Raw genomic sequence first — 20,775 nt, forward strand, 5'->3', positions numbered from 1 at the left:
TTCGAGGCGTTGGTTCCTCACACGCTGATCTCCTCCTGGCGGGCAAAGCTTTCGGCTAGGCCGAAGGTGCCCATGCCGCCCACCGCGGCGATGGCCTGGCGGACGAAACGGTCGTCTACTAGGTCGGCGGCGGCGTGCTCCGGGTCCAGGGCGGCGAGGAAGCCGGCGTCGCCCTGGATCAGGGTACTCTTGAGGCGGGTCACCAGTTCGCGGGTATAGCTGGGGAAGGGATAGGGCTGGAAGTCGATGCGTGCCTCGGGCCAGCCGGCGTGGCGGATGGCACCGTCGCCCAGGTAGCGTCCCCGCGCCGCGGCGTTCGGCACCAGCACCTGTTCCAGCAGGCCGCGCGGATGGGGCGTATAGCGACCACTGCCCTCGCGGGACAGCAGGGCGGCCGCTTCAGCGCGGTTTTCCCGGGTCCAGGCCTGGGCCTTGACGATGGCGTTGACCACCCGCTGCGACCACTCCGGCCGCGCGTTGAGGTCGTGCTCGTGCATGAACACCACACAGCAGGCATGGTTGCGCCAGATGTCGCCGGTGAAGCGCTGGATGCGCCCGACCTGCTGGCTCTCGGCCAGGGCGTTGAAGGGCTCGGCGACGATGTAGCCGGCGATGCGGCGGCTGGCCAGCGCCGGTGGCATATCCGCCGGGGCCAGCACCAGCAGGTTGACCTCGTCACTCCCCAAACTCGCCTCGGCCGGCCGACTCACCACCTTGAGCCCGTGCTGGCGCAGCAATGCCTGCACGACCACGTTGTGGATGGAGTACCAGAAGGGAATCGCCACCGTGCGCCCGCCGAGCTGGCGTACCTCCTGGATGTCCGGCGCCACGGTCAGGCCCGAGCCATCAACGTGGTTCCAGGCCACCACCTTGGCCGGCACCTGGCTGCCATAGCGCGCCCAGACGGTCATCGGCGACAGCAGATGAATGACATTCACCTGACCGGCGAGGAAGGCTTCGATCACCTGCGCCCAGCTGCGCAGCATCACGGGCTTCTCCGCCTGGACGCCCTCGGCAGCGAACAGCCCGCGGGCATGGGCCACCAGCAAGGGCGTGGCATCGGTGATGGGTAGATAGCCGATGCGTACCGGCGCATCGGGTTCGGCCGCGGCGCGTGCCTCCAGGCTGCGCAACAGGGGGAAGGCACCGGCGGCGCTGAACAGTGCGGCCAGCTTGAGGAATTCACGGCGCGAGGGACGGGGATCGTGCAGGCACATGGGCAGACTCCGCTGCGGGAAGTAAGGGGTTGGGTCGGCTCGCCCGCCGTAGGGTTCGCAGGATCTCGATACGCAGGGCGCCGAGGGCCTCGATGGCGTCGGTGCGCGGCTACGCCAGCTCGATGCGCCACTCGCCAATGATCCGCGCTGGGTGGTCGCCCAGTAGCAGAACCCGGTCGGAGACCAGCAGCGCCTCGTCGATGTCGTGGGTGATGAGCACGACGGCACTACCCTGCTGCGCCACCAGTTGCAGCAGGAGCTGCTGCATGTCGCCCCGGGTGACCTCATCGAGGGCACCGAAGGGCTCGTCCAGCAGCAGCACCTTGGGCTGGCGCGCCAGGCAGCGCGCCAGCGCGGTGCGCTGCGCCATGCCACCGGAAAGCTCGGCCGGATAGCGCTCCTGGGCAGCGGCGAGACCTACCGCGGCGATGGCGTCCTGCACCCGCTGGCGTGCCTGTTGCGCCGGCAGTCGCGGCTGGCGGCGAAAATCCAGGCCGAAGGCGACGTTGTCCCGCAGCGTCAGCCAGGGCAGCAGGCACGGGTCCTGGAAGGCAACTGCCACCTGGGGATGCGGGCGCAGCAGCGGCTCACCGAGCAGCCGCACCTCGCCCTGGGCCGCCGGTTGCAGGCCTGCCAGGGCTCTTAGCACGCTGGATTTGCCAACCCCCGAGGGGCCGAGCAGGCTGACCACCTCGCCGGGCGCCACGTCCAAGGCGAAATCCTTGAGCACCGGCTGCCAACCGCTTGCCTGCGGATAGCCCACCGCCAGGCCGCGCGCACTGAGCACGACGGTCATGCGCCATCCTTGAGAGCGGCATGGCGGGCCAGTTCACCGCGCAACTGGGTGAGGCTGGGCGTGACGATGGGCACGAAGGCGACTTCTCGCCAGCGCCGCGCAAAGGCATCGCCGCGCTCTCGCAGATAGGCGCCGCCACCGCGGGCCTGAAGCTCCAGCTGGACCGCCGCCGCGGCCTGTTCGGCCAGACCGATGCGCAGCCGGAACAGCTCCGCCGGCTGTGCGATGAAACGCTCGTCCGCCAGTCCCTGGAGCAACCGCGCCTCCAGTTCATGCTGCTGGTCTTCCAGCGGTTGGAGTTCGTTCTGCAGGGTGCGGCGTCCTTCTCCCTGTACCTGGCGGGCCTCGGCCAGGCTACGCCGTGCCAGCCCGATAGCCAGGCCACAATGCAAGCCCAGGAAGGCCGGACGCACCCGCGGCAGGTAGTAGCGCGCCTCTTCGTGCAGCAGCCAGTCTTCGTCGAGCGGCACCTCGATCAGGTCCAGGGCGGCGGTGTTGCTGGACTGGAGGCCCAGCAACTGCAGATCGGCGGACCGGCGTAGCCCGGCGACCCAATTGGGCAAGGCAGCGACGAAGGGTCGCTGCTCACCCTGGCGGGCCACGGCGCCGGCTACCACGAAACCCGTCTTGCGCAGATTGGTCACCCACGGCATGCGGCCGTTTAGCCGCCAACCGTTGCCGTCGCGCCGGGCCTCGATCTGCAGCTCTTCCAGGCCGGAAAGAAATTTCATGGCATTGGACAGCCCGGTGGCGCCGGCCAGCTCGCCGCTAAGCAGGCTAGGCAGCAAGCGCTCGCGCAACGCCGTGTTGGGGCTCTGCAGCAGGTACTCGATGAAAGCCCGCTGCCCCCAGCAGACGAAGGCCGCTGTCAGCGAATGCTCGGCCAGACCGGCGATGCCTTCCACCGCCTGCCCCAGGCTACCCCCCGCGCCACCCAGCTCGCGAGCTACGCCGAGACCGAAGCGACCCTCCTGGGCCAACCGCGGCAACAAGCTCTCGGGATCGAGAATGCCCTGGTCGAGGGCCTCGGCGTGTTCGTCCAGCCAATCCCCCAGGGTGTCGCCGACCGGAGCCGCTTGGCGTAGCGCGGACTCAGCCATGGGCCGCCTCCCAGCGATAGGCCGCCAGCTCTGGGTTCAGGGGCGTCTGTGCTAGGACGTTGGCGAAATTGCACAGGGTCGCCAGGCTCACGCCGAGCACGACCTCCAATGCCTGAGCCGAGGTGTAGCCCGCCGCGACGAATCGCTGCAACTCGGCATCCGTCACCGCCCCACGCTGGGCGATGACCGCACGGGCGAAGGCGGCCAGGGCCTCTAACCGCGGCTCAGGCAGCGGCGCGCCGCTGCGCAGGGCCGCGATGGTTGCCGCGTCCAGCCTGGCCTTGTGAGTAGCGACGGCGGTATGCCCGGCCACGCAGAAGTCGCAGCCATGGGTCGTGGCCGCCACCAGTTGCACCACCTCCCGCTCCGCCAGGCTCAGGCTGGTCTTGGCGTTGAGCCCGGACACCGTGACATAGGTCTCCAGCGCCGCTGGCGCATTGGCGAGCACCCCCAGCAGGTTGGGGATGAAGCCGGACGCCTGGCAGGCGTTCTCCAGGAACGGCCGGGCAGCGTCCGGAGCGGTTTCAGGGGTGAGGATCGGCAGACGGGACATGGCTTCGACTCCGGAAGAGACAGAGGGGATGCCGACAAGTTTCTTGGTAATAAGAATGGGTTTCCATATTCTAAAGTCGTCATCCCTTGCTCATGAGTCCACCGCTTAGATGAGTTTTTCCAGTGCTTCGACCGAATGGTTATTGGACAGCCTCGAATGCGACGCCAGCCTCTTTCACGCCGGTCGCTACTGTGGTGCCTGGCAGGCGTCTACCCAGGGACAGGCACGCGCGAGCTTCCATCTGGTGGTCGAGGGTGAGTGCTGGCTGCATCTGGAAGACGAACCGGTGCGACCGCTGGCGAGCGGGGATGCGATCTTCCTGCTGCACGACCTGCCCTTTCGCCTGGCTAGTAGTGCCCACCAGGTCGAGGCCCGCGAACTGCCCCGCGGTACCCTGGGCTCCCTGAACGAAAGAGCCGGTGAAGGGACCGGGTTGGTCTGTGGCTTCTTCGATTTCGCCGGTGGCCTGTCGCGCCTCATCGTCAGCGCCCTGCCGGCAGTGATCGTCCTGCGTGCCGCGGACGAGAACGCCCAGGCCGCCCGCACCCTCTTCCAACTGATCCGTGAGGAAGCTGGCGCCGCGCACAGTTCGGCCTCCCTCCTGGCGCGCCTGGGCCAGCTGCTGTTCCTCTATGTGCTGCGCGACCAGTTGAACGACCCTGACCAGCGCCATGGCGGCCTGGTGGCCCTGGCCCGCCACGCTCAGTTCGGCCCCCTGCTGGAACGGCTGATCGCCGCCCCCGAGCAGCCCTGGTCGCTGCTGGACATGGCCGCCGTCACCGGCCTGTCGCGCTCGGCCTTCTGCAAGAAGTTTCAGGAAACCGGCGGCCAGTCCCCGGGGCAGGTGCTGCTCGCCCTGCGCATGCGCCGCGCCTGCCGGGAGCTGGATGCCAACCACAGCGTGGAAGCCGTGGCCGAACGGGTCGGCTATCGCTCGGTGGCCGCCTTCGTCCGCGCCTTCGCCAAGGAGCAGGGTTTGCCGCCCGGCGCCTATCGACGCCGCAAGCGCGATACCCGTGACTAACGTGGACGGGGCGTCCTGCCGCGCCCGGCGCTCGATGCACCGCTCGGTTGATCGCCAGACCGAAGACCTCCCTAGGCGGTCCTGGTCAACCACCCTCGCCCGCGCCGACGCCGCGCTCCATCGGGCGCAACACGCGGGGCGCAATCGGGTGCTGCTGGACGACCAAACGGCCTGGTAGGCTCTTGCTCAGCGCCACTCGCACCCGGCCACGCGATTGCAACTGGTACGGGCTCTATCGCCCTGGGAGGTGGAGAAGCGACTGATGACGTTCCAGCCCAGTTGCCGGGTGCGACCCAGCCAAAGGTTACCGTCGCTGCTCAGCCCGCTGAAGAACTGCAACCGGCCCAGGCGGGTGCTGGTCTGCGCCCAGGTCAGGCCGGATGCCGCATCGAAGCCGCGCATCAGGGTGTCGTTGCCCTGCACCGCCACGCCGTACCAACCACCCTGCCCGTCCCGGCAGTGCAGCAGAAAGGCGCTGCGCACGCAGGAGGCAGTGGGCTTGAGGCTGGGAATGGCCGCCTGGACGAAGCCCAGTGGCATCATTAGCAGCGCAGCGGCCAGCAGGCAGCTACGCGGGATCGAGGACGTGGTCATGGCGCCAGTTGATCGGGGAGCGAGACGCCCAGCATGAGGTAAATCCCGCCACCCGACCAGTGTGACCCTCCTAGAGCGTCTTGCCGCTCAACGCCGTCAGGCCTGGCTCGGCCACCGCCACGCGATCCTGAACCTCGGCCTCCGGCGCAGGAATCGGCTTGCCATCCAGCGCGGCCTTCAGTCGGTGCATGTCCAGCGCCCCGATCCAGCGGGCAATGACCAGGGTCGCTACGCCATTGCCGATGGTGTTGGTGATGGCCCGGGCCTCCGACATGAAACGATCCACGCCCAGCAGCAGCACCATGCCCGCCACCGGGATGGTACCGAGGCTGGCCAGGGTCGCCGCCAGGGTGATGAATCCCGACCCCGTGACGCCAGCCGACCCCTTGGAGGTGAGCATCAGCACGGCCATGATGATGAGCTGGTCGGTCAGGCTCAGCGGCGTATTGGTGGCCTGGGCGATGAAGGTGGCCGCAGCGGTGTAGTAGATGGCCTGGCCATCCGGATTGAAGGTCAGCCCCGAGGGAATGACCATGCCGGCCACCGGCTTGGAGCAACCGGCGTTCTCCATCTTGCGGATCATCTGCGGCAGCACCGACTCGGATGAACTGGTGCCCAGCACGGTGAACAGCTCTTCCTTGAGGTACTTGAGCAGCTGCCACAGGCTGAAGCCGGCGACGCGGCAGATTGGCCCCAGCACCAAGGCGACGAACAAGATGCAGGTGAGGTAGAAGCAGGCCATCAGCTTGCCCAGGGAGAACAGCGAACCGAAGCCGTACTTGCCGATGGTGAAGGCGATGGCACCGAAGGCCCCCAGCGGCGCCAGGCGCATCACGATGTTGACGATGCCGAACATGCCGTGCATCAGGCTATCGAGGGTACGGATGATTGGCTTGCCCTTGTCGCCACAGCGTGCCAGCGCCACCCCGAGCAGGATGGAGAACAGCAGGATCTGCAGGATGTTGCCCTTGGCGAAGGCGTCCCCCAGGGTGTTGGGAATGATCTGCAGCATGAAGGCGATGAAGGACTCGTGCTTGGCCGCCTCGGTGTAGCTGGCGATGGCCGAGCTGTCGAGAGTGGCCGGATCGATGTTCATGCCGGCGCCGGGCTTGAAGGTATCGACCACTACCAGGCCGACGATCAGCGCCAGGGTGGAGACCACCTCGAAGTAGATGAAGGCACGTATGCCCACCCGACCCAGCTCCTTCATGTCGTTCATCTTGGCGATGCCGGTGACCACGGTGAGAAAGATCACCGGTGCCAGCAGCATCTTGATCAGCTTGATGAAGGCATCGCCGATGGGTTTGAGCGAGGTGGCGAAATCGGGATGGAAGACGCCGAGCAATGCACCGGCGATGACCGCGATGACGACCTGAACGTAGAGTTTTCCGAGTAGGCGCTTCATGGGAGGTCCACTGTTGTTCTTGTAATGGAGGCGACCCGTGCGAGCGGGCCCCGATGGAAGTGCGGGCGCTGGCCCACCCGCGCCGCCTGGCCGCGGGTGGCGCCGCCGGTCTAGCGGGCGATCAGTTCGAGTACGGCGTCGGTGACCTGGCGCGTGGTGGCCGTGCCGCCTAGGTCCGGGGTGTGCAGACCGCTGGCGGTAACCTCTTCGATGGCGCGCATCAGGTGGGCGCTGGCGTCGCGCTCGCCGAGGTGATCGAGCATCAGCGCGGCGGTCCAGAAGGTCGCGATGGGATTGGCCACGCCCTTGCCGGTGATGTCGAAGGCCGAGCCGTGGATGGGCTCGAACATCGACGGGAAGCTACGCTCGGGATTGAGGTTGGCGGTGGGCGCGATGCCCAGGCTGCCGGAAAGCGCCGCGGCCAGGTCCGAGAGGATGTCGGCGTGCAGGTTGGTGGCCACGATCACGTCCAGGTTGCCCGGCTTGAGCACCATGGTGGTGGTCACCGCGTCCACCAGTTCGCGGGTGGTACGGACGTCCAGATAATCCTTGGCCACTTCGGCGAACACCTCGTCCCACAGCACCATGCCATGACGTTGAGCGTTGGACTTGGTCACCAGAGTCAGGTGCTTGGCCGGCCGGCTACGGGCCAGTTCGAAGGCGAATCTGTGGATGCGCTCGACGCCGACGCGGGTGAAGGTGGAGACCTCGGTGGCGACCTCGATGGGCAGCCCCTGGTGGACCCGCCCGCCACTGCCGGAATACTCGCCTTCGGAGTTCTCCCGCACGATCACCCAGTCGATGGCCTGGCCATTGGTCAGCGGGCTTTTCACCCCTGGCAACACCCGCGCCGGCCGGACGTTGGCGTACTGGTCGAAACCCTGGCAGATCGGCAGGCGCAGCCCCCAGAGGGAGATGTGGTCCGGCACCTTCTGACTACCCACCGCACCGAAGAAGATGGCGTCGGCCTGCTTGATCTCCTCCAGGCCTCCTGCCGGAATGTAGTGACCATGCTCCAGGTAGTACTCCGAGTCCCAGGGATAGTGGCTGACGTCGAAGGCGAAACCGCCCAGGCGCTTGGCCAGGCCGTCGAGGACCTCGAGGCCGGCGGCGATGACTTCGACCCCGATACCGTCTCCGGGAATGGCTGCGATCTTGTAGTTCTTCATGGCTGGGCCCTGTGTTCTTGTCGTTGGGTGGGACGCCGACTGGCAGCGTTGGGCCGAGTATAGGTAGTGAAATCTGAGCTAGGATTCACCTCAAATCATCACTTAAGTGAATTGCGGTTAACAATGAGTCGCCCTCAGGACCTCAGCTTCTTCCACCTTCTGGCCCAGCAGGGCAACCTCGCCGCCACGGCACGCGAACTTGGCATCACCCCGCCGGCGGTGAGCAAGCGACTGGCCGCTCTGGAGCAGCGCCTCGGGGTAAGGTTGGTCAATCGCACCACCCGCTCCCTGGGGCTGACACCCGAGGGCGAGCTGTACTTCCGCCACGCCGGACGCATCCTCAGTGATATCGAAGCGGTGGAAGATATGGTCGCCAGTCGCCGCGGCCAGCCCAAGGGCCTGCTGCGAGTGAACGCCTCCCTGGGCTTCGGTCGCCGCTACATAGGGCCGGCGCTGGCGGCCTTCATCGATCGCTATCCAGAGGTGGAGACCCAGTTGCTGCTGAGCGACCACCCCATGGAGCTGGCCGCCCATGGCCTGGACCTGGGCATCCGCTTCGGCGTGGCGCCCGATGCTGGCTATCACGCCCGGCGCATCGCCAGCAATCGCCGGCTGCTGTGCGCCTCACCGCTCTACCTGGAGCGCCACGGCACGCCGCAGCGGCTGCAGGATCTGACTACCCACAACTGCATCTTCCTGCGGCAGAACGACAGCATCCATGGCGTCTGGGAATTTCTCGAAGGCTCGCGCACCCGCAGCGTCAAGGTGCGCAGCAACCTGAGCTGCAACGATGGCGAGGTCGCCCTGAACTGGGCCCTGGAGGGCCGCGGCATCCTGCTCCGGGCGGAATGGGACATCGCCCGCTACGTACGCAGCGGGCGCCTGCGCCGGGTGCTGGAAGACGCCCGGCCACCTTCGGCGGACGTCTATGCGGTCTATTCCGAGCACCATCACCTGTCGGCCAAGGTGCGGCATTTCATCGACTTCCTGGTGGAACGCTTTCAGCGCATCGACCACCTCGACGACCCAGCTGGCGAAGCGGACTGAGCGGGCGTTAGCCTTTCGCAGTCCGCCAGAGCCGACCGATATCCTGCGCGGTGCGTTCCAGCAGTACCTCGGCCTGGGCCAGGGCCTCCTCCAGGCTAAGCGGGCCGGGCACGAGGCTGAAGGCCGCGGCGAGGCCCTGTTCGTAGAGGGCGTCATAGCCCTCGCCCAGGGACCCGGCCACCGCCACCACCGGCACGCCATGGCGGCGGGCCAGGCGCAGCACGCCGGCAGGGGTCTTGCCTCTCAGGGTCTGGCCGTCCAGCCGTCCTTCTCCGGTCAGTGCCAGATCGGCGCCGGCCAGCGCCGCGTCCAGGCCCACCAGCTCGGCGACCACCTCGATGCCCGGGCGGAAGGTGGCCCCCAGAAAGGCCAGGGCGGCGAAGCCGACCCCACCGGCAGCCCCGGCGCCGGGTTGCTCGCGGACGTCATGGCCGAGCGTCGCGGCGGTGACCGTGGCGAAATGCGCCAGGGCCTCGTCGAGCTGGCGGACCTGCGCGGGCGAGGCACCCTTTTGCGGACCGAAGATGTGGCTGGCGCCCTGGGGCCCGCAAAGGGGATTGTCGACATCGGCGGCGATGACCACCTCTACCTCCGTCAGGCGGGGATGCAGCGGCGATAATTCGATCCGCGCCAGCTGTGCCAGGGCCGCCCCGCCAGGTACCAGCGTCCGCCCTTGCTCATCCAGCAACCGCACGCCCAGAGCTTGCAGCAGCCCCGCGCCGCCATCGTTGGTGGCACTGCCACCGATGGCCAGCACCAGGCGCTCGGCGCCGGCGTCCAGCGCCGCGTGCAGCAACTCGCCGGTGCCGCGGGAGGTGGCGACCAGCACGTCGCGCCGCGCCCTGGGCACCAATTCCAGGCCGCTGGCGCTGGCCATCTCGACGAAGGCGGTGCGCTGCCCGGCCAGCCAACCCCAGCGGGCAGTCACCGGCTCGCCCAGGGGACCGGTCACCTGCATCCGGCGTACCTCTCCGCCGGTCGCCGCCAGCACGGCATCCAGGGTGCCCTCGCCGCCATCCCCCAGTGGGCACTCGATCAGCTCTGCATTCGGCAAGGCGTGTTGCAGCCCGCGGGCCAGCGCGCGGGCAACGCCGGCGGCAGACAGGCTTTCTTTGAAGGAATCCGGGGCGATGACGATCTTCATGGGCGATTCTCCGTTGTTATTGCCCGAGTGTTCCGTGGATCACGCCCCACCACAACCGGACGAACGCCCAATTCAAGAATCTCTTTACTGTCCTTCTGCCCACCTACCATCGGCGAGGAGCAGCGCGCAGTAGAGCTCCGTGGCCGCACCGAAGCGACGCGGATCGCGACCGGTCAGGGCCTGGATGCGATCCAGCCGATGGCGCAGGCCATTGCGATGCAAGCCCAGGGCGGCAGCGCAGGCCTGGGGGCTGGCGTCATGCCGAAACCAGCTGCGTAGCGTCGCGAGCAACTGGCCGTCGCGGTCGGCCTGACGCAGGCGCTCAAGCGGCTCCAGCAGCCAGGCGCCCTCGGGACATCTGGCCTGACCTTGCAGCCAGGTCGGCAGCGCCAGCTCGTCGAGCGTCGCCAGCAGTGGCTCGGGTTCCAGACGTTTCGCCACGGCGGCCAGGTCCAGCGCCCAGCCGGTGCTCTGCGCCAAGCCGGTCCAAGGCCGGGCCTGGGCGATCCAGGCGCTACGTTGCAACGACCAGCCCTCCGCCGCCAGCGCGGCGAGAAGCGCCTTCGGCGACTCGCTGCCAGGCCGATACCAGAGCCACTGGCCACCCTCGCGGGGCAGGCACCAGCTGTCGGGTACGCACCGCTGAGCCCAGTCACCAAAGGTCGAGGCTGGCCCTGCGAATTCCAGCAGCAGCACGTCCCGCGGCAACTCCGGTCGCAGGCCGAGCAGCCGGGCGTGCCGCCCCAGCTCTGGCGCAGCCTCGGGGGCCAGCAGCTGGCGTAGCAGGGTGACGGTCATGCCGCGGTCAGCACGCGGGTGACCGCTCGCCTGCTCGATGAGCATCTCGGCGGTCAGGCGCAGCAATTCGGCCGGCAGGCGCAGCTGTTCGGCGTCTTCCCCGGTTACCCCAAGCACGCCCACCAATTCGCCTTGGCGATACAGCGGCAGGTTGATGCCGGCCTGGGCACCAGGCAAGCAAGCCGCCGCCGCGGCATCCAGGGCCACCGCCTGGCCTTCGGCGATGACCCGCTGCGCACCGGCATGGCGAGTGAACAGCCGCCTGGTATCTCCCGAGCCGATGATCAGCCCGGCTGCGTCCATGACATTGACGTTGCCCGGCAGGATACGCATGGCCCGCTCGACGATTTCCTGCGCCAGCGTCTGGCTCAGCTCCATGGCCACCTCCGAGGTCAAGGTACGCCGGTGTGGCGCGCCGTCACCTTAGAGGGGGCTCCATCGCCGGGCAAGTCGATGGGACGAGCAGCCTGGCTACTCCGAGGTGCCCAGCACCCCGCGGCGGACCTGGTCGCGCTCGATGGATTCGAACAGGGCCTTGAAGTTGCCCTCGCCGAAGCCGGTATCGCCCTTGCGCTGGATGAATTCGAAGAACACCGGCCCCAGCAGGGTCTGGGAGAAGATCTGCAGCAACAGCCGGCGCTCGCCCCCATCGGCCGTGCCGTCGAGCAGGATGCCCCGGGCTTTCAGCTCTTCCACCGGCTCGCCATGGTCGGGCAGGCGCCCGTCGAGCATCTCGTAGTAGGTCTCGGGCGGTGCGGTCATGAAGCGGGTGCCGTAGGCCTTGAGTCGATCCCAGGTGGCGACCAGGTCCTCGGTGAGGAAGGCCACGTGCTGGATGCCCTCGCCGTTGAACTGCATGAGGAACTCCTCGATCTGCCCGGCGCCCCTGGAGGATTCCTCGTTCAGCGGGATGCGCACCAGGCCATCCGGTGCGGTCATGGCCTTGGAGGTAAGGCCGGTGTACTCGCCCTTGATGTCGAAGTAACGCAGCTCGCGGAAGTTGAACAGGCGCTCGTAGAAGTCGGCCCAATAGGCCATGCGCCCGCGATAGACGTTGTGGGTCAGGTGATCGATCACCTTCAGCCCGGCGCCGAAGGGCTTGCGCTCCACCCCGTCCAGGAAGACGAAATCGATGTCGTAGATGGAGCTGCCTTCTTCGTAGCGATCGATGAGGTACAGCGGCGCGCCGCCGATGCCCTTGATGGCCGGCAGGCGCAACTCCATCGGCCCGGTGGGCATGTCCACCGCCTGGGCGCCCAGCTCCAGGGCCTTGGCGTAGGCGTGATGGGAATCCCGGCAACGGAAGGCCAGGCCACACACGGACGGTCCGTGCTCGGCGGCGAAATAGGCCGCATGGCCGGTCTTCTCGCGATTGACGATGGCATTGATGTCGCCCTGGCGGAACAGCACCACATCCTTGGATCTGTGGTTGGCGACATGGCTGAAGCCCAGGCTTTCCAGCACGGGTTCGATGACGTTGGGCGTGGGCGAGGCGAACTCGATGAACTCGAAACCCATGAGGCCCATGGGGTTTTCAAACAGATCGGCCATGATTGGCTCCTTGACTGGCGACTGGACTGGGTGGGAGGCCTAGACACTGGTCAAGGGCGGCGCACAGGAGATGCCGCGCACGCTACGGGCGAGAAAGTCGCCGAGGATGAGTTGGCAGCCCAGGAGCTTCACGAGGCCACCTGCGCTGGCGCGTCCGGCTGGACCGCGGGGTGGGCCTGCTGGAAGGCAGGATGCGCGCAGGCCAAGGCCTCCACGCGGAGGATGCGGGGGTAGCGCGACAGGTCCACGTCGAAGCGCCGCGCGGCATAGACCTGGGGTAGCAGATAGACGTCCGCCAGCCCCACGGCGCCGAAACAGAAGCCCTCCTTGCCAAGCTGCGCCTCGACAGCCGTCAGGCCCTCCTCGATCCAGTGGGCGATCCACTGCAGGATGGCCGGCTCTTCCAGGCCCAGCCCGCGCAGGCGGTCCAGCACGGCGACGTTATGAAGCGGCTGGACATCGCAGGCGATCAACGCCGCGATACCGCGGTGACGAGCACGCAGCAGCGGGTCAGCCGGTAGCAGCGGCACCGTCGGATAGCGCTCCTCGAGGTATTCGATGATGGCCGGTGACTGGATCAGCACGGCGCCGTCGTCGGTCCGCAGGCACGGCAGGCGACCCTGGGCATTGAGCGTCCGATAGGCTGGCTGGCGCTGCTCAGCCACGTCGCGCGCCAGGTTGACCGGCACGGCGCGGTAGTCCAGTCCCTTCAGGGCCAAGGCGAGCCGCACGCGGTAGGGCGAGGTCGAGCGGTAGTAGGTGTAAAGGTCCATCAGGGCTGCCCCGCGATCGCCTTCGCTATTGTTGTTATGCGTAATTTGATTACGCCTCATGGAATCTGCACCTGGGACAGGAGGAAAGTCAACGGCGGGTACCCAAGCGACGTTCCTGGAGCCACGGGCGCGCGAGCCTAGTCCGCTGACAGCACCCGTCCGCGGCATTCACCGAAGCCTATGCCCGGCAGGCCGGGTTGGCAGCCGCGGGCCCTGAGGATGACTTCGTCGCCATCCTCGAGGAAGGTGCGCGTCTCGCCGCTGGGCAGTTGCAGGGGTTGCTTGCCGCCCTGGGTGAGCTCCAGCAGGCTGCCGCAGCTCTCTGCATCGGGTCCGGAGAGGGTGCCCGAGCCGAACAGGTCGCCGGGATTCAGGGCGCAGCCATTGACCGTGTGATGCGCCACCATCTGCGCCACCGTCCAATACATGTTCAGGGTGTTGCTCAAGGCCAGGCGCTGGGGCGGCAGGCCCTGTTCGGCCATCGCCGGCGTGAGCAGCAGCACCTCCAGCTCCAGCTCCAGCGCGCCGCCGGCCTGGTCCTGTTCGTCGAGCAGATAGGGCAAGGGTTGCGGATCACCGGCGGGCCGCGGCGGCTGGGCGACGCGGTAGGGTTCCAGGGCTTCCGGCGTGACCACCCAGGGCGAGAGGGTGCTGGCGAAGCTCTTGGACAGGAAGGGCCCCAACGGCTGGTATTCCCAGGCCTGGATGTCCCGCGCCGACCAGTCGTTGAGCAAGCAGAAGCCGGCGATGTGCGCCGCGGCGGCGCCGATGGCGATGGGCTCGCCCTGGACGTTGCCCGGCCCGATCCAGATCCCCAGCTCCAGTTCATAATCCAGCCGGCGACAGGGTCCGAAGCTCGGTGCGTCCTGCCCCGGCGGCAAGGTCTGGCCCTTGGGCCGCCGGAAGGCCTCGCCAGACACGCCCAGGGTAGAAGCCCGCCCGTGATAGGCGATGGGCAGGTACTTGTAGTTGGGCAGCAGCGGATTGTCCGGCCGGAACAGCTTGCCGATCTGGGTGGCGTGGTGGATGCCGACGTAGAAGTCGGTGTAGTCGCCGACCCGTGCCGGCAAATGCATCCGGCAGTCAGCCTGGGGGACCAGCAGGTGCTCGCCCAACGCCTGCAGGTCCTCGCGTTGCAGGTGGTCAGCGCTCAGCAGTGCCTGCACCGCTTGGCGCAGGGCGACCCGAGCGGGCTTGCCGGCCGCGAAGAAGGCGTTCAACGTCTCCTGGCCCGCCAATTCGGCAGCCCGCTGCGCCTGGCCCTGGAACAGTCCGGCTTCGGCGGCGAAGCCCAGGTCGAGGATGAGATCGCCCACGGCGATTCCCCCACGCGGCCGCTCCTCGCCGCGACTGAAGATACCTAGCGGCAGGTTATGCAGGGAGAAATCCGGGTGATCATTGGCCGACACCACCCAGCTATGCAGGTACGCGCTCATGACCGCCCTCCTTCACCGGGTTGCCCGAAGGTCTTGGCCAGGCCCGCCCAGCAGGCGTCGTAGTCGGCCTGCAACTGCGGTGAGGCCAGGGCATGCCGACTGGGTCGCAGCACCCGGCTGGTCTCGAACATGAAAGCCATGGTGTTCTCGATCTTGTGTGGCCGCAGCTCTGCGGCGATGGCATTGCTGGTGGTCTGCTGGTCGGGGCCGTGGGCGCTCATGCAGCTGTGCAGGGAGGCGCTGCCCGGGGCGAAGCCATCGGCCTTGGCGTCGTAGGCGCCCTGGATCAGGCCCATGAATTCGTTCATGAGATTGCGGTGGAACCACGGCGGGCGGAAGGTGCTCTCCGCCACCATCCAGCGTGGCGGAAAGATCACGAAGTCGAGGTTGGCCATACCCTCGGTGTTGCCCGGCGCGGTCAACACCGTGAAGATCGAGGGGTCCGGGTGATCGAAGCTGACCGTCCCCAGGGTATTGAAGCGGCGCAGGTCATACTTGTACGGCACGTTGTTGCCATGCCAGGCGACCACGTCCAGCGGCGAGTGATCCAGCTCGGTTTCCCAGAGTTCGCCGAGAAATTTCTGCACCAGGCAGGTGGGCGCCGTCACGTCCTCGAAGCGCGCCACCGGCGCCTGGAAGTCCCGCGGATTGGCCAGGCCGTTGCTGCCGATGGGCCCCAGCTCCGGCAAGCGCAGCGCGCGGCCATGGTTCTCGCAGAGGTAGCCCCGCACCGGTCCACCGTCGGGCAACTCCACTCGAAATTTTATCCCGCGCGGAATCACCGCGATCTCCAGCGGTTCGAGGCGCAGCACGCCCAGCTCGGTGACGAGCGCCAGGCGCCCTTGCTCCGGCACCACCAGCAGCTCGCCGTCGGCATCGTAGAAGACGCGCTGCATGGTGGTATTCGCGGCGTAGCGATAGAGACTCGCACCTTCCACCTGCTCACCCACGGCATTCGCCGCCACGAGTTCCAAACCGGCGAGAAAGTCGATGGGCGCCTCGGGCACTGGCAAGGGATTCCAGCGCAGGCGGTTGGGCGTCGGCGCGCCCAGCTCGCGACCGGTCAGTTGGGCGATCGAGCGCTCGAAGCGGCCATGGGTCGCCGAAGGGCGCAGGCGATACAACCAGGTGCGACGCGTCTCGCTCCGTGGCACGGTGAAGGCGGTGCCGGAAAGCTGCTCGGCATAGAGCCCGTAGGGCGCGCGCTGGGGCGAGTTCTGGCCGACCGGCAGGGCACCGGCCAGCGCCTCGGAGCTGAAGTGGTTGCCGAAGCCCGACTGATAATCCAGAGGAGCGCCTTCTTGTTGTTGTGCGTCCATGGCCTATCCATTTTGCGTAATAGGTTTACGCAAAAAGTAAATTGAACCCAGGGAGGCGTCAAGCTATAACTCCGCCTTTCCCCGTGCGGTCCAGCAGATGACGAACACTCCCGAAGAGGCCTCCCCCCGGCGGCAGAAGGTCCAGGCGGCCGAAGTCGGCACCGATATCCTCAAGGCCCTGGCCGAACTGGCGCCTTCCACCTCCCTCTCCCGACTCTCCAGCCATCTGGACATGCCCGCCAGCAAGGTGCACCGCTACCTGCAGGCACTGATCGCCAGCGGCTTCGCCGAGCAGGACCCGCGCACCAATCACTACGGACTCGGCCAGGCCGCGCTGTTCGTCGGCTTGGCCGCGCTGGGTCGCCTGGACGTGGTGAAGATCGCCGCGCCGGTGCTGACGGCGTTGCGCGACGAGGTCGGCGAGACCTGCTTCCTGGCGGTCTGGGCCAATCAGGGGCCGACGGTGGTGCTGGTGGAGCAGGCCGTCCGCGCCGTCACCCTGGTCACCCAGGTCGGCTCGGTGCTGCCGCTGCTCGGTTCGTCCACCGGACTGGTGTTCAACACCTTCCTGCCGGATGCCGACACTCGGGCGCTGCGCCAGGAGGCCCTGCGCCTACCGACGGCGCCGACTGCCGAAGACCTCCAGACGCAAGTCGCCCGTTTGCGCGAGATCGGCATCCAACCGATACAGGGGCTGCTCATGGCGGGCGTGAACGCCTTGTCGGCCCCGCTGTTCGGCGTCGGCGGCCGCCTCGCGGGCGTGCTCACCATGGTCGGCGCCGCCCCGGGCTTTACCGCGGATCTGGACGGTACGGCCGCCTCGCACCTGCGCCACGCCGCTCGGACCATCAGCCAGCGTCTCGGTGGCTGATGCAGGCGGGCATGGTGGATGACGCTCCCCGGCAAGCAGAGATGAGCCGGGACCATGCGCCGCCACGGCTTCCCGGAAATGACCGCAAGGTCGCGACCGGCCCGGCCGCTGGGCGCCTCCAGCACTCCGTTCGGCCCGCGCCCTCCCCTCGATAGCTTTTTGCCATTAAGCTTACTATTAGCGTCATCATTGTTGACGCGATTCTTTTTGGCGGACCCCTTCCATGAGCACCCTATCCTCTCGCGACCGCAACCAGGCCCTGCAGGATTCCCTGGAGCAGTTCTGGTGCGTCGCCACGCCCGTGGTCCAGGCAGCCCTGGCGATCCACTTGGCGCTGCTGGTCGTCTTCGCTCTGATCGACAAGCCCCTGATGGTGTGCGCCAACGTGCTCAGCATTTCCATGTACGTCGGCTGTCTGATCGCCCTGCGTCGTCGCCGCTATCGCTCCGCGAGCCTCCTCATGAGCAGCGAGATCGTCGCCCATGCCTGGCTCGCCACCTGGCAGCTGGGGTGGGACAGCAACTTCCACTACTACGTCCTGTGCATCCTGCCGATCGTCATCTACAACTACCGCACGGCACCCAAGCGGCACCTGCTGCTGGTAGTCGGTATCCTGGTCACGCTCGCCGGTGGCTACCTGCTGCACCCGCAAGCGGGGCTGGAACCCACCGCCATGCAGCTGTTCGGCACCGGCAATATCATCAGCGCCCTCCTGCTGCTGCTCTATGGCACAGGCGCCGCCTTCCATTACAGCACCAAGATGCAGCTGGACCTGCTGCACTCCGCCAGCCACGACAGCCTCACCAATCTCTACAATCGGCGCCGCATCCTCGATCAGGCACGTCAGGAAAAAGGCCTGAGCGGCAGCCTGATCCTGTTCGACGTCGACCACTTCAAGCACATCAACGACCGCTTCGGCCACGACTGTGGTGATCTGATACTGCAGCGGATCGCCGACGTCATTCGCCGCGAGGTACGCCAATCGGACTTGGCCGCGCGCTGGGGCGGTGAGGAATTCCTCGTGCTGCTGCCCAGTGCCACGACCAGCGTCGCCTGGACCGTCGCAGAGCGCATTCGACAACGCCTGGCCGAGGTGACCGAGGCCCTTGAACGGGGCCCCGGACGGGTCACGGCCACCCTGGCGGTCTGCGAGATCCGAGACTGCGAAGCCTTCGCCAGCGCCCTGGAGCGCGCTGACCAGGCGCTCTACCTGGGCAAGCAGCAAGGGCGCGATCGAGTGATGCTGGCCGCCTGAGGCGCTGGCCTGACGGCTAGACCACGAAACGCTGCAAGGTGCCGTGCAGGTCGGCGGCCAGCGTCGAGAGTTGATGGCTGCTGACACTGGTCTGCTGCGCGCCGGCGGAGGTCTGGGTGGCGGCATCACGAATCAGCGTCAGGTTACGGTCGACCTCTTCGGTGGTGGCCGTCTGCTGCTGAGTGGCCGCGGAAATCGCATCGTTGCGCCGCTCGATGGCGGCCACGGCCTGGGTGATACCTTCGAGCACCTGCCAGGTGGCCTCAGCCTTGGTACGGGTCTGACTGGCCTGGACGCGGCTCTGATCGAGCGCCACCGCGGTCTTCCGGCTGACCTGCTGCACGCCGCCGATCAAGCCTTCGATCTCGCGAGTAGATTCACCGGTTCGTCGCGCCAAGCCGCGGACTTCGTCCGCCACGACCGCGAAGCCACGTCCGGCTTCACCGGCGCGCGCCGCCTCGATGGCGGCATTGAGCGCCAGCAGGTTGGTCTGCTCGGCCACTTCGCGAATCACGTCGAGCATCTTGCTGATGCCCTTGGACTGCTCGGCAAGATGCTCGGCCTGGGCGGCGGCCTCGTCCACGTTGCCCACCAGCTCGGTGATGGCGGCTAGCGTCTCCTGCACCTGTGCCTTTCCTTCATGAGCTTGGTCGACGCACCGCCGGGACTCCTCGGAGGTGGACATGGCGTGTTCGCAGACGGCCTGCACCGCCTGGTTGAGCTGGTTGACCGCCACCGCTGCCTGCTGGATCTCGGCGGTCTGGCGCTCCAGGCTGACACAGCTTTCCTCCATCACCGCGCACATCTGCGTCGACGCCGATGCCAGTTGTTCGGAGGCATCGCCCGTCCGCGCCAACACCTCGCGCAGGTTGCCCTGCATGCGCTCCAGCGCCAGCAGCAGCATGGCCGCTTCATCCCGCCCCTGGGGCTCGATGTGCTGCCGCAGATCGCCCGCCGCGATACCGGTGGATATCTCCACGGCCTGGCGCAGGGGCTGCACGACACTACGGGTCAGGCGCCAGGCCAGTAGCAACAGCAACACGATGGCACTGCCGATGGCCGACCAGACGATGGTACGGGCCTTGACGAACTGGCTCTCCGCGCGCTCCTTGGCCTGGGCTGCGCTCTGCTTGTTCAGTTCGCGCAACAGCTGGACCTGCATGTCCATCAGATCGCCCTTGAGGCTCACCACGGTATCCAGCTGCATTCGCGCCGCGGGTATCTGCTGCTGCTCGATGAGTTGCACCTCCTGGCGCAGGCCGGTCACGAAGGGCTGGTAGGCCTCGTGCAGCGCCTTCACCGAATCGCCTTCGGTGCTATCGGTGATCACCGCGTCATAGTCGCGGAACAGTTGGTCGGTCTCGTTCACCAACTGCTCCAGGGTGATCTTGGTCATGGCCACCGCGCCGGGGTCCTCGGCATTGAGCAACACCACCGATGCCTGATTACGCAATTTCCCGAGGTTCACCGCCAGCGCATCGGCGATGGCGATGCTCGGCAGGCAGTCTTCCTCCATGATCAGCGCCTGGCGCCGCAGCTGCTGCATTTCCCACAGCGAGAAGCTGCCGAGGCCGGCCAGCAACAAGGCGGCGAAGGTGAAGGAGCACAGCATCCGCGGGCCGGTCCTGAGCGATCTGAGCCAGGATCGGCGGGACGAACGACGCAAGGGAGCGAAAAGACGGAGCATGGTCGCCACTACCAGAAGACGATAATGCGCGAAGACTAGGGAAGCCAGATGTCGGCTTGATTACAAAAGGCCAGCGTCGGTTAAAGAGGTCTGACCACGTCTCCGGCTTATGCGCTTCCGACATCCCGGAGCGATCCAGATCGGCATTGCGGCACCCGACGCCGGCGCCGCGCCACCGCTCAGTTGCAGGCGACTTCCACCGGGACCAGCCGCAGCTTGATACCGGTACGTCTCAGCGTGAGGATGTCACCCTCGCACTGACCGACCTCGTCGCCCAGGGTACTGCGTAGCACGTCGCCGAGCAGCCGCGCGTAGCTGCGCGGATCTTCGCCGTCACAGCCCGCCGCGATGTGCAGCTCGCCCTGCAGCAGCTTCCCTGCGGTGCGGCCGCTGGCGAGGTCGACGAGTAGGTAGTCGCGGTCAGGCTGGTAGGTGAAGGTCATACGAATTCCCGAGCGGCTGTAGCCATGGGAACCCCCAGCCCGAGGTTGGTTCAGGAATTCATGTCGCCTTCCTGATCGAGGCGACTGCGCAGTCGCACCAGGGTCTCGCGCAGGTCGTCGAGGCCGGCATCGCCCAGGGCGCAGACTTCCCGCACCCGGCTGTTGACGCCGTTGGCCTGGTCGCGCAGGGCACGCCCGTTCGCCGTGAGTTCGATGGACAGGTTGCGCTCGTCTTCCGCACTGCGCCGCCGAGTGACCAGCCCCGCCCCTTCCAGACGCTTGACCACCGGCGTCAGGGCCCCCGAATCCTGACGCAAGCGGCTGGACAATTCCTTGAGCGTGAGGCCGTCATGCTCCCAGAGCACCAGCATGATCAGGTATTGCGGGAAGGTCAGCCCCATGCTTTCCAGTAACGGCTTGTAGAGCTGCGTCATGGCCAGCGAAGCCGAATAGAGGGAAAAGCACAGTTGTTGGTCGAGCAGCAGTGGATCTTTGACAGTCATGGTTAGGCCGTTGCGAGAGGCAGAAACAGGATGGATCGGGGCCATCGGATGCCGCATCGAGCCACAAGACTCGCGCCGGCGTCATCGGCT

Annotated in this window: 19 protein-coding genes and 2 pseudogenes; 4 read left to right on the forward strand and 17 right to left on the reverse strand. The window is 67.0% G+C overall.

Annotated features, from left to right (window positions below; all coding sequences use genetic code 11):
- Positions 1-17: 17 nt before the first annotated feature.
- The 4 genes and pseudogenes from RND78_RS19430 to RND78_RS19445 all read right to left on the reverse strand — a co-directional run bounded on the left by RND78_RS19430 (position 18) and on the right by RND78_RS19445 (position 3,666).
- Complete coding sequence (locus tag RND78_RS19430; RefSeq protein WP_312731368.1) at positions 18-1,217, reverse strand: ABC transporter substrate-binding protein; 1,200 nt, start codon at positions 1,215-1,217, stop codon at positions 18-20.
- Positions 1,183-2,013, reverse strand: a pseudogene (locus RND78_RS19435) (ABC transporter ATP-binding protein). Before RND78_RS19435 ends, RND78_RS19430 begins: the two are co-directional and overlap by 35 nt.
- Entirely contained in the window at positions 2,010-3,113 is a 1,104-nt protein-coding gene (locus tag RND78_RS19440; protein ID WP_312731370.1) for an acyl-CoA dehydrogenase family protein, read from the reverse strand. Before RND78_RS19440 ends, RND78_RS19435 begins: the two are co-directional and overlap by 4 nt.
- Positions 3,106-3,666 (reverse strand): carboxymuconolactone decarboxylase family protein, encoded by a 561-nt coding sequence (locus RND78_RS19445; RefSeq protein ID WP_312731372.1) that lies wholly within the window; start codon positions 3,664-3,666, stop codon positions 3,106-3,108. Before RND78_RS19445 ends, RND78_RS19440 begins: the two co-directional genes overlap by 8 nt.
- A gap of 109 nt (positions 3,667-3,775) precedes the next feature.
- On the opposite strand from RND78_RS19445, the gene RND78_RS19450 reads away from it, so the two are divergent.
- Entirely contained in the window at positions 3,776-4,690 is a 915-nt protein-coding gene (locus RND78_RS19450; protein WP_312731373.1) for an AraC family transcriptional regulator, read from the forward strand.
- Between the two features lie 186 nt (positions 4,691-4,876).
- On the opposite strand, the gene RND78_RS19455 is transcribed toward RND78_RS19450, so the two are convergent.
- From RND78_RS19455 to RND78_RS19465, 3 genes are all read right to left on the reverse strand, one after another.
- Positions 4,877-5,284, reverse strand: a complete 408-nt coding sequence (locus tag RND78_RS19455) for a hypothetical protein (RefSeq protein ID WP_312731375.1) — start codon at positions 5,282-5,284, stop codon at positions 4,877-4,879.
- A gap of 70 nt (positions 5,285-5,354) precedes the next feature.
- Entirely contained in the window at positions 5,355-6,689 is a 1,335-nt protein-coding gene (locus tag RND78_RS19460; protein ID WP_312731378.1) for a dicarboxylate/amino acid:cation symporter, read from the reverse strand.
- Positions 6,690-6,799: 110 nt separating this feature from the next.
- Positions 6,800-7,858, reverse strand: coding sequence for a tartrate dehydrogenase (locus tag RND78_RS19465; RefSeq protein ID WP_312731380.1), 1,059 nt, complete (start codon positions 7,856-7,858; stop codon positions 6,800-6,802).
- Between the two features lie 123 nt (positions 7,859-7,981).
- Between RND78_RS19465 and RND78_RS19470 the strand changes: the two genes are divergently transcribed.
- On the forward strand, positions 7,982-8,905 hold the full coding sequence (locus RND78_RS19470; protein WP_312731382.1) for a LysR family transcriptional regulator: 924 nt from the start codon (positions 7,982-7,984) through the stop codon (positions 8,903-8,905).
- A gap of 7 nt (positions 8,906-8,912) precedes the next feature.
- Here the strand turns inward: RND78_RS19470 and RND78_RS19475 are convergent, their stop codons facing one another.
- From RND78_RS19475 to hmgA, 6 genes are all read right to left on the reverse strand, one after another.
- On the reverse strand, positions 8,913-10,049 hold the full coding sequence (locus RND78_RS19475; protein ID WP_312731383.1) for a glycerate kinase: 1,137 nt from the start codon (positions 10,047-10,049) through the stop codon (positions 8,913-8,915).
- Positions 10,050-10,133: 84 nt separating this feature from the next.
- Positions 10,134-11,225, reverse strand: a complete 1,092-nt coding sequence (locus RND78_RS19480) for a sugar diacid recognition domain-containing protein (protein ID WP_312731386.1) — start codon at positions 11,223-11,225, stop codon at positions 10,134-10,136.
- A 93-nt stretch (positions 11,226-11,318) separates the two neighbouring features.
- Positions 11,319-12,398, reverse strand: coding sequence for a 4-hydroxyphenylpyruvate dioxygenase (gene hppD / locus RND78_RS19485; protein WP_312731388.1), 1,080 nt, complete (start codon positions 12,396-12,398; stop codon positions 11,319-11,321).
- Between the two features lie 128 nt (positions 12,399-12,526).
- A complete protein-coding gene (maiA, locus tag RND78_RS19490) occupies positions 12,527-13,171 on the reverse strand; it encodes a maleylacetoacetate isomerase (RefSeq protein WP_312731549.1) in 645 nt (214 codons plus the stop codon).
- Between the two features lie 137 nt (positions 13,172-13,308).
- Positions 13,309-14,607 (reverse strand): fumarylacetoacetase, encoded by a 1,299-nt coding sequence (gene fahA / locus RND78_RS19495; RefSeq protein WP_312731391.1) that lies wholly within the window; start codon positions 14,605-14,607, stop codon positions 13,309-13,311.
- Complete coding sequence (gene hmgA, locus RND78_RS19500) at positions 14,604-15,926, reverse strand: homogentisate 1,2-dioxygenase (protein ID WP_312731393.1); 1,323 nt, start codon at positions 15,924-15,926, stop codon at positions 14,604-14,606. Before hmgA ends, fahA begins: the two co-directional genes overlap by 4 nt.
- A gap of 97 nt (positions 15,927-16,023) precedes the next feature.
- Here hmgA and RND78_RS19505 point away from each other — a divergent pair, with 97 nt between their 5' ends.
- Complete coding sequence (locus RND78_RS19505; protein ID WP_312731396.1) at positions 16,024-16,797, forward strand: IclR family transcriptional regulator; 774 nt, start codon at positions 16,024-16,026, stop codon at positions 16,795-16,797.
- A 223-nt stretch (positions 16,798-17,020) separates the two neighbouring features.
- Positions 17,021-18,052, forward strand: coding sequence for a GGDEF domain-containing protein (locus RND78_RS19510; RefSeq protein WP_312731398.1), 1,032 nt, complete (start codon positions 17,021-17,023; stop codon positions 18,050-18,052).
- Positions 18,053-18,068: 16 nt separating this feature from the next.
- Here the strand turns inward: RND78_RS19510 and RND78_RS28385 are convergent, their stop codons facing one another.
- The 4 genes and pseudogenes from RND78_RS28385 to RND78_RS19525 all read right to left on the reverse strand — a co-directional run bounded on the left by RND78_RS28385 (position 18,069) and on the right by RND78_RS19525 (position 20,685).
- A complete protein-coding gene (locus RND78_RS28385) occupies positions 18,069-18,932 on the reverse strand; it encodes a methyl-accepting chemotaxis protein (RefSeq protein ID WP_409457084.1) in 864 nt (287 codons plus the stop codon).
- Positions 18,924-19,739 (reverse strand): annotated as a pseudogene (locus tag RND78_RS28390) (MCP four helix bundle domain-containing protein); the annotation flags it as partial. The pseudogene RND78_RS28390 and the gene RND78_RS28385, both read right to left, overlap by 9 nt.
- A gap of 179 nt (positions 19,740-19,918) precedes the next feature.
- A complete protein-coding gene (locus RND78_RS19520; RefSeq protein ID WP_312731402.1) occupies positions 19,919-20,182 on the reverse strand; it encodes a hypothetical protein in 264 nt (87 codons plus the stop codon).
- Positions 20,183-20,232: 50 nt separating this feature from the next.
- On the reverse strand, positions 20,233-20,685 hold the full coding sequence (locus RND78_RS19525; protein ID WP_312731404.1) for a MarR family transcriptional regulator: 453 nt from the start codon (positions 20,683-20,685) through the stop codon (positions 20,233-20,235).
- Positions 20,686-20,775 lie beyond the last annotated feature (90 nt).

Origin of the sequence: Pseudomonas oryzihabitans (genome assembly GCF_032027545.1) — a bacterium.
In the GTDB taxonomy this organism is placed as follows: Bacteria; Pseudomonadota; Gammaproteobacteria; order Pseudomonadales; family Pseudomonadaceae; genus Chryseomonas; species Chryseomonas oryzihabitans_F.

Excerpts from the sequence above, each read along its gene's own strand:
- RND78_RS19430 (WP_312731368.1), bottom strand. The coding sequence starts at position 1,217 with ATGTGCCTGCACGATCCCCGTCCCTCGCGCCGTGAATTCCTCAAGCTG.
- RND78_RS19440 (WP_312731370.1), bottom strand. The coding sequence starts at position 3,113 with ATGGCTGAGTCCGCGCTACGCCAAGCGGCTCCGGTCGGCGACACCCTG.
- RND78_RS19445 (WP_312731372.1), bottom strand. The coding sequence starts at position 3,666 with ATGTCCCGTCTGCCGATCCTCACCCCTGAAACCGCTCCGGACGCTGCC.
- RND78_RS19450 (WP_312731373.1), top strand. The coding sequence starts at position 3,776 with ATGAGTTTTTCCAGTGCTTCGACCGAATGGTTATTGGACAGCCTCGAA.
- RND78_RS19455 (WP_312731375.1), bottom strand. The coding sequence starts at position 5,284 with ATGACCACGTCCTCGATCCCGCGTAGCTGCCTGCTGGCCGCTGCGCTG.
- RND78_RS19460 (WP_312731378.1), bottom strand. The coding sequence starts at position 6,689 with ATGAAGCGCCTACTCGGAAAACTCTACGTTCAGGTCGTCATCGCGGTC.
- RND78_RS19465 (WP_312731380.1), bottom strand. The coding sequence starts at position 7,858 with ATGAAGAACTACAAGATCGCAGCCATTCCCGGAGACGGTATCGGGGTC.
- RND78_RS19470 (WP_312731382.1), top strand. The coding sequence starts at position 7,982 with ATGAGTCGCCCTCAGGACCTCAGCTTCTTCCACCTTCTGGCCCAGCAG.
- RND78_RS19475 (WP_312731383.1), bottom strand. The coding sequence starts at position 10,049 with ATGAAGATCGTCATCGCCCCGGATTCCTTCAAAGAAAGCCTGTCTGCC.
- RND78_RS19480 (WP_312731386.1), bottom strand. The coding sequence starts at position 11,225 with ATGGAGCTGAGCCAGACGCTGGCGCAGGAAATCGTCGAGCGGGCCATG.
- hppD (WP_312731388.1), bottom strand. The coding sequence starts at position 12,398 with ATGGCCGATCTGTTTGAAAACCCCATGGGCCTCATGGGTTTCGAGTTC.
- maiA (WP_312731549.1), bottom strand. The coding sequence starts at position 13,171 with ATGGACCTTTACACCTACTACCGCTCGACCTCGCCCTACCGCGTGCGG.
- fahA (WP_312731391.1), bottom strand. The coding sequence starts at position 14,607 with ATGAGCGCGTACCTGCATAGCTGGGTGGTGTCGGCCAATGATCACCCG.
- hmgA (WP_312731393.1), bottom strand. The coding sequence starts at position 15,926 with ATGGACGCACAACAACAAGAAGGCGCTCCTCTGGATTATCAGTCGGGC.
- RND78_RS19505 (WP_312731396.1), top strand. The coding sequence starts at position 16,024 with ATGACGAACACTCCCGAAGAGGCCTCCCCCCGGCGGCAGAAGGTCCAG.
- RND78_RS19510 (WP_312731398.1), top strand. The coding sequence starts at position 17,021 with ATGAGCACCCTATCCTCTCGCGACCGCAACCAGGCCCTGCAGGATTCC.
- RND78_RS28385 (WP_409457084.1), bottom strand. The coding sequence starts at position 18,932 with ATGCAGGGCAACCTGCGCGAGGTGTTGGCGCGGACGGGCGATGCCTCC.
- RND78_RS19520 (WP_312731402.1), bottom strand. The coding sequence starts at position 20,182 with ATGACCTTCACCTACCAGCCTGACCGCGACTACCTACTCGTCGACCTC.
- RND78_RS19525 (WP_312731404.1), bottom strand. The coding sequence starts at position 20,685 with ATGACTGTCAAAGATCCACTGCTGCTCGACCAACAACTGTGCTTTTCC.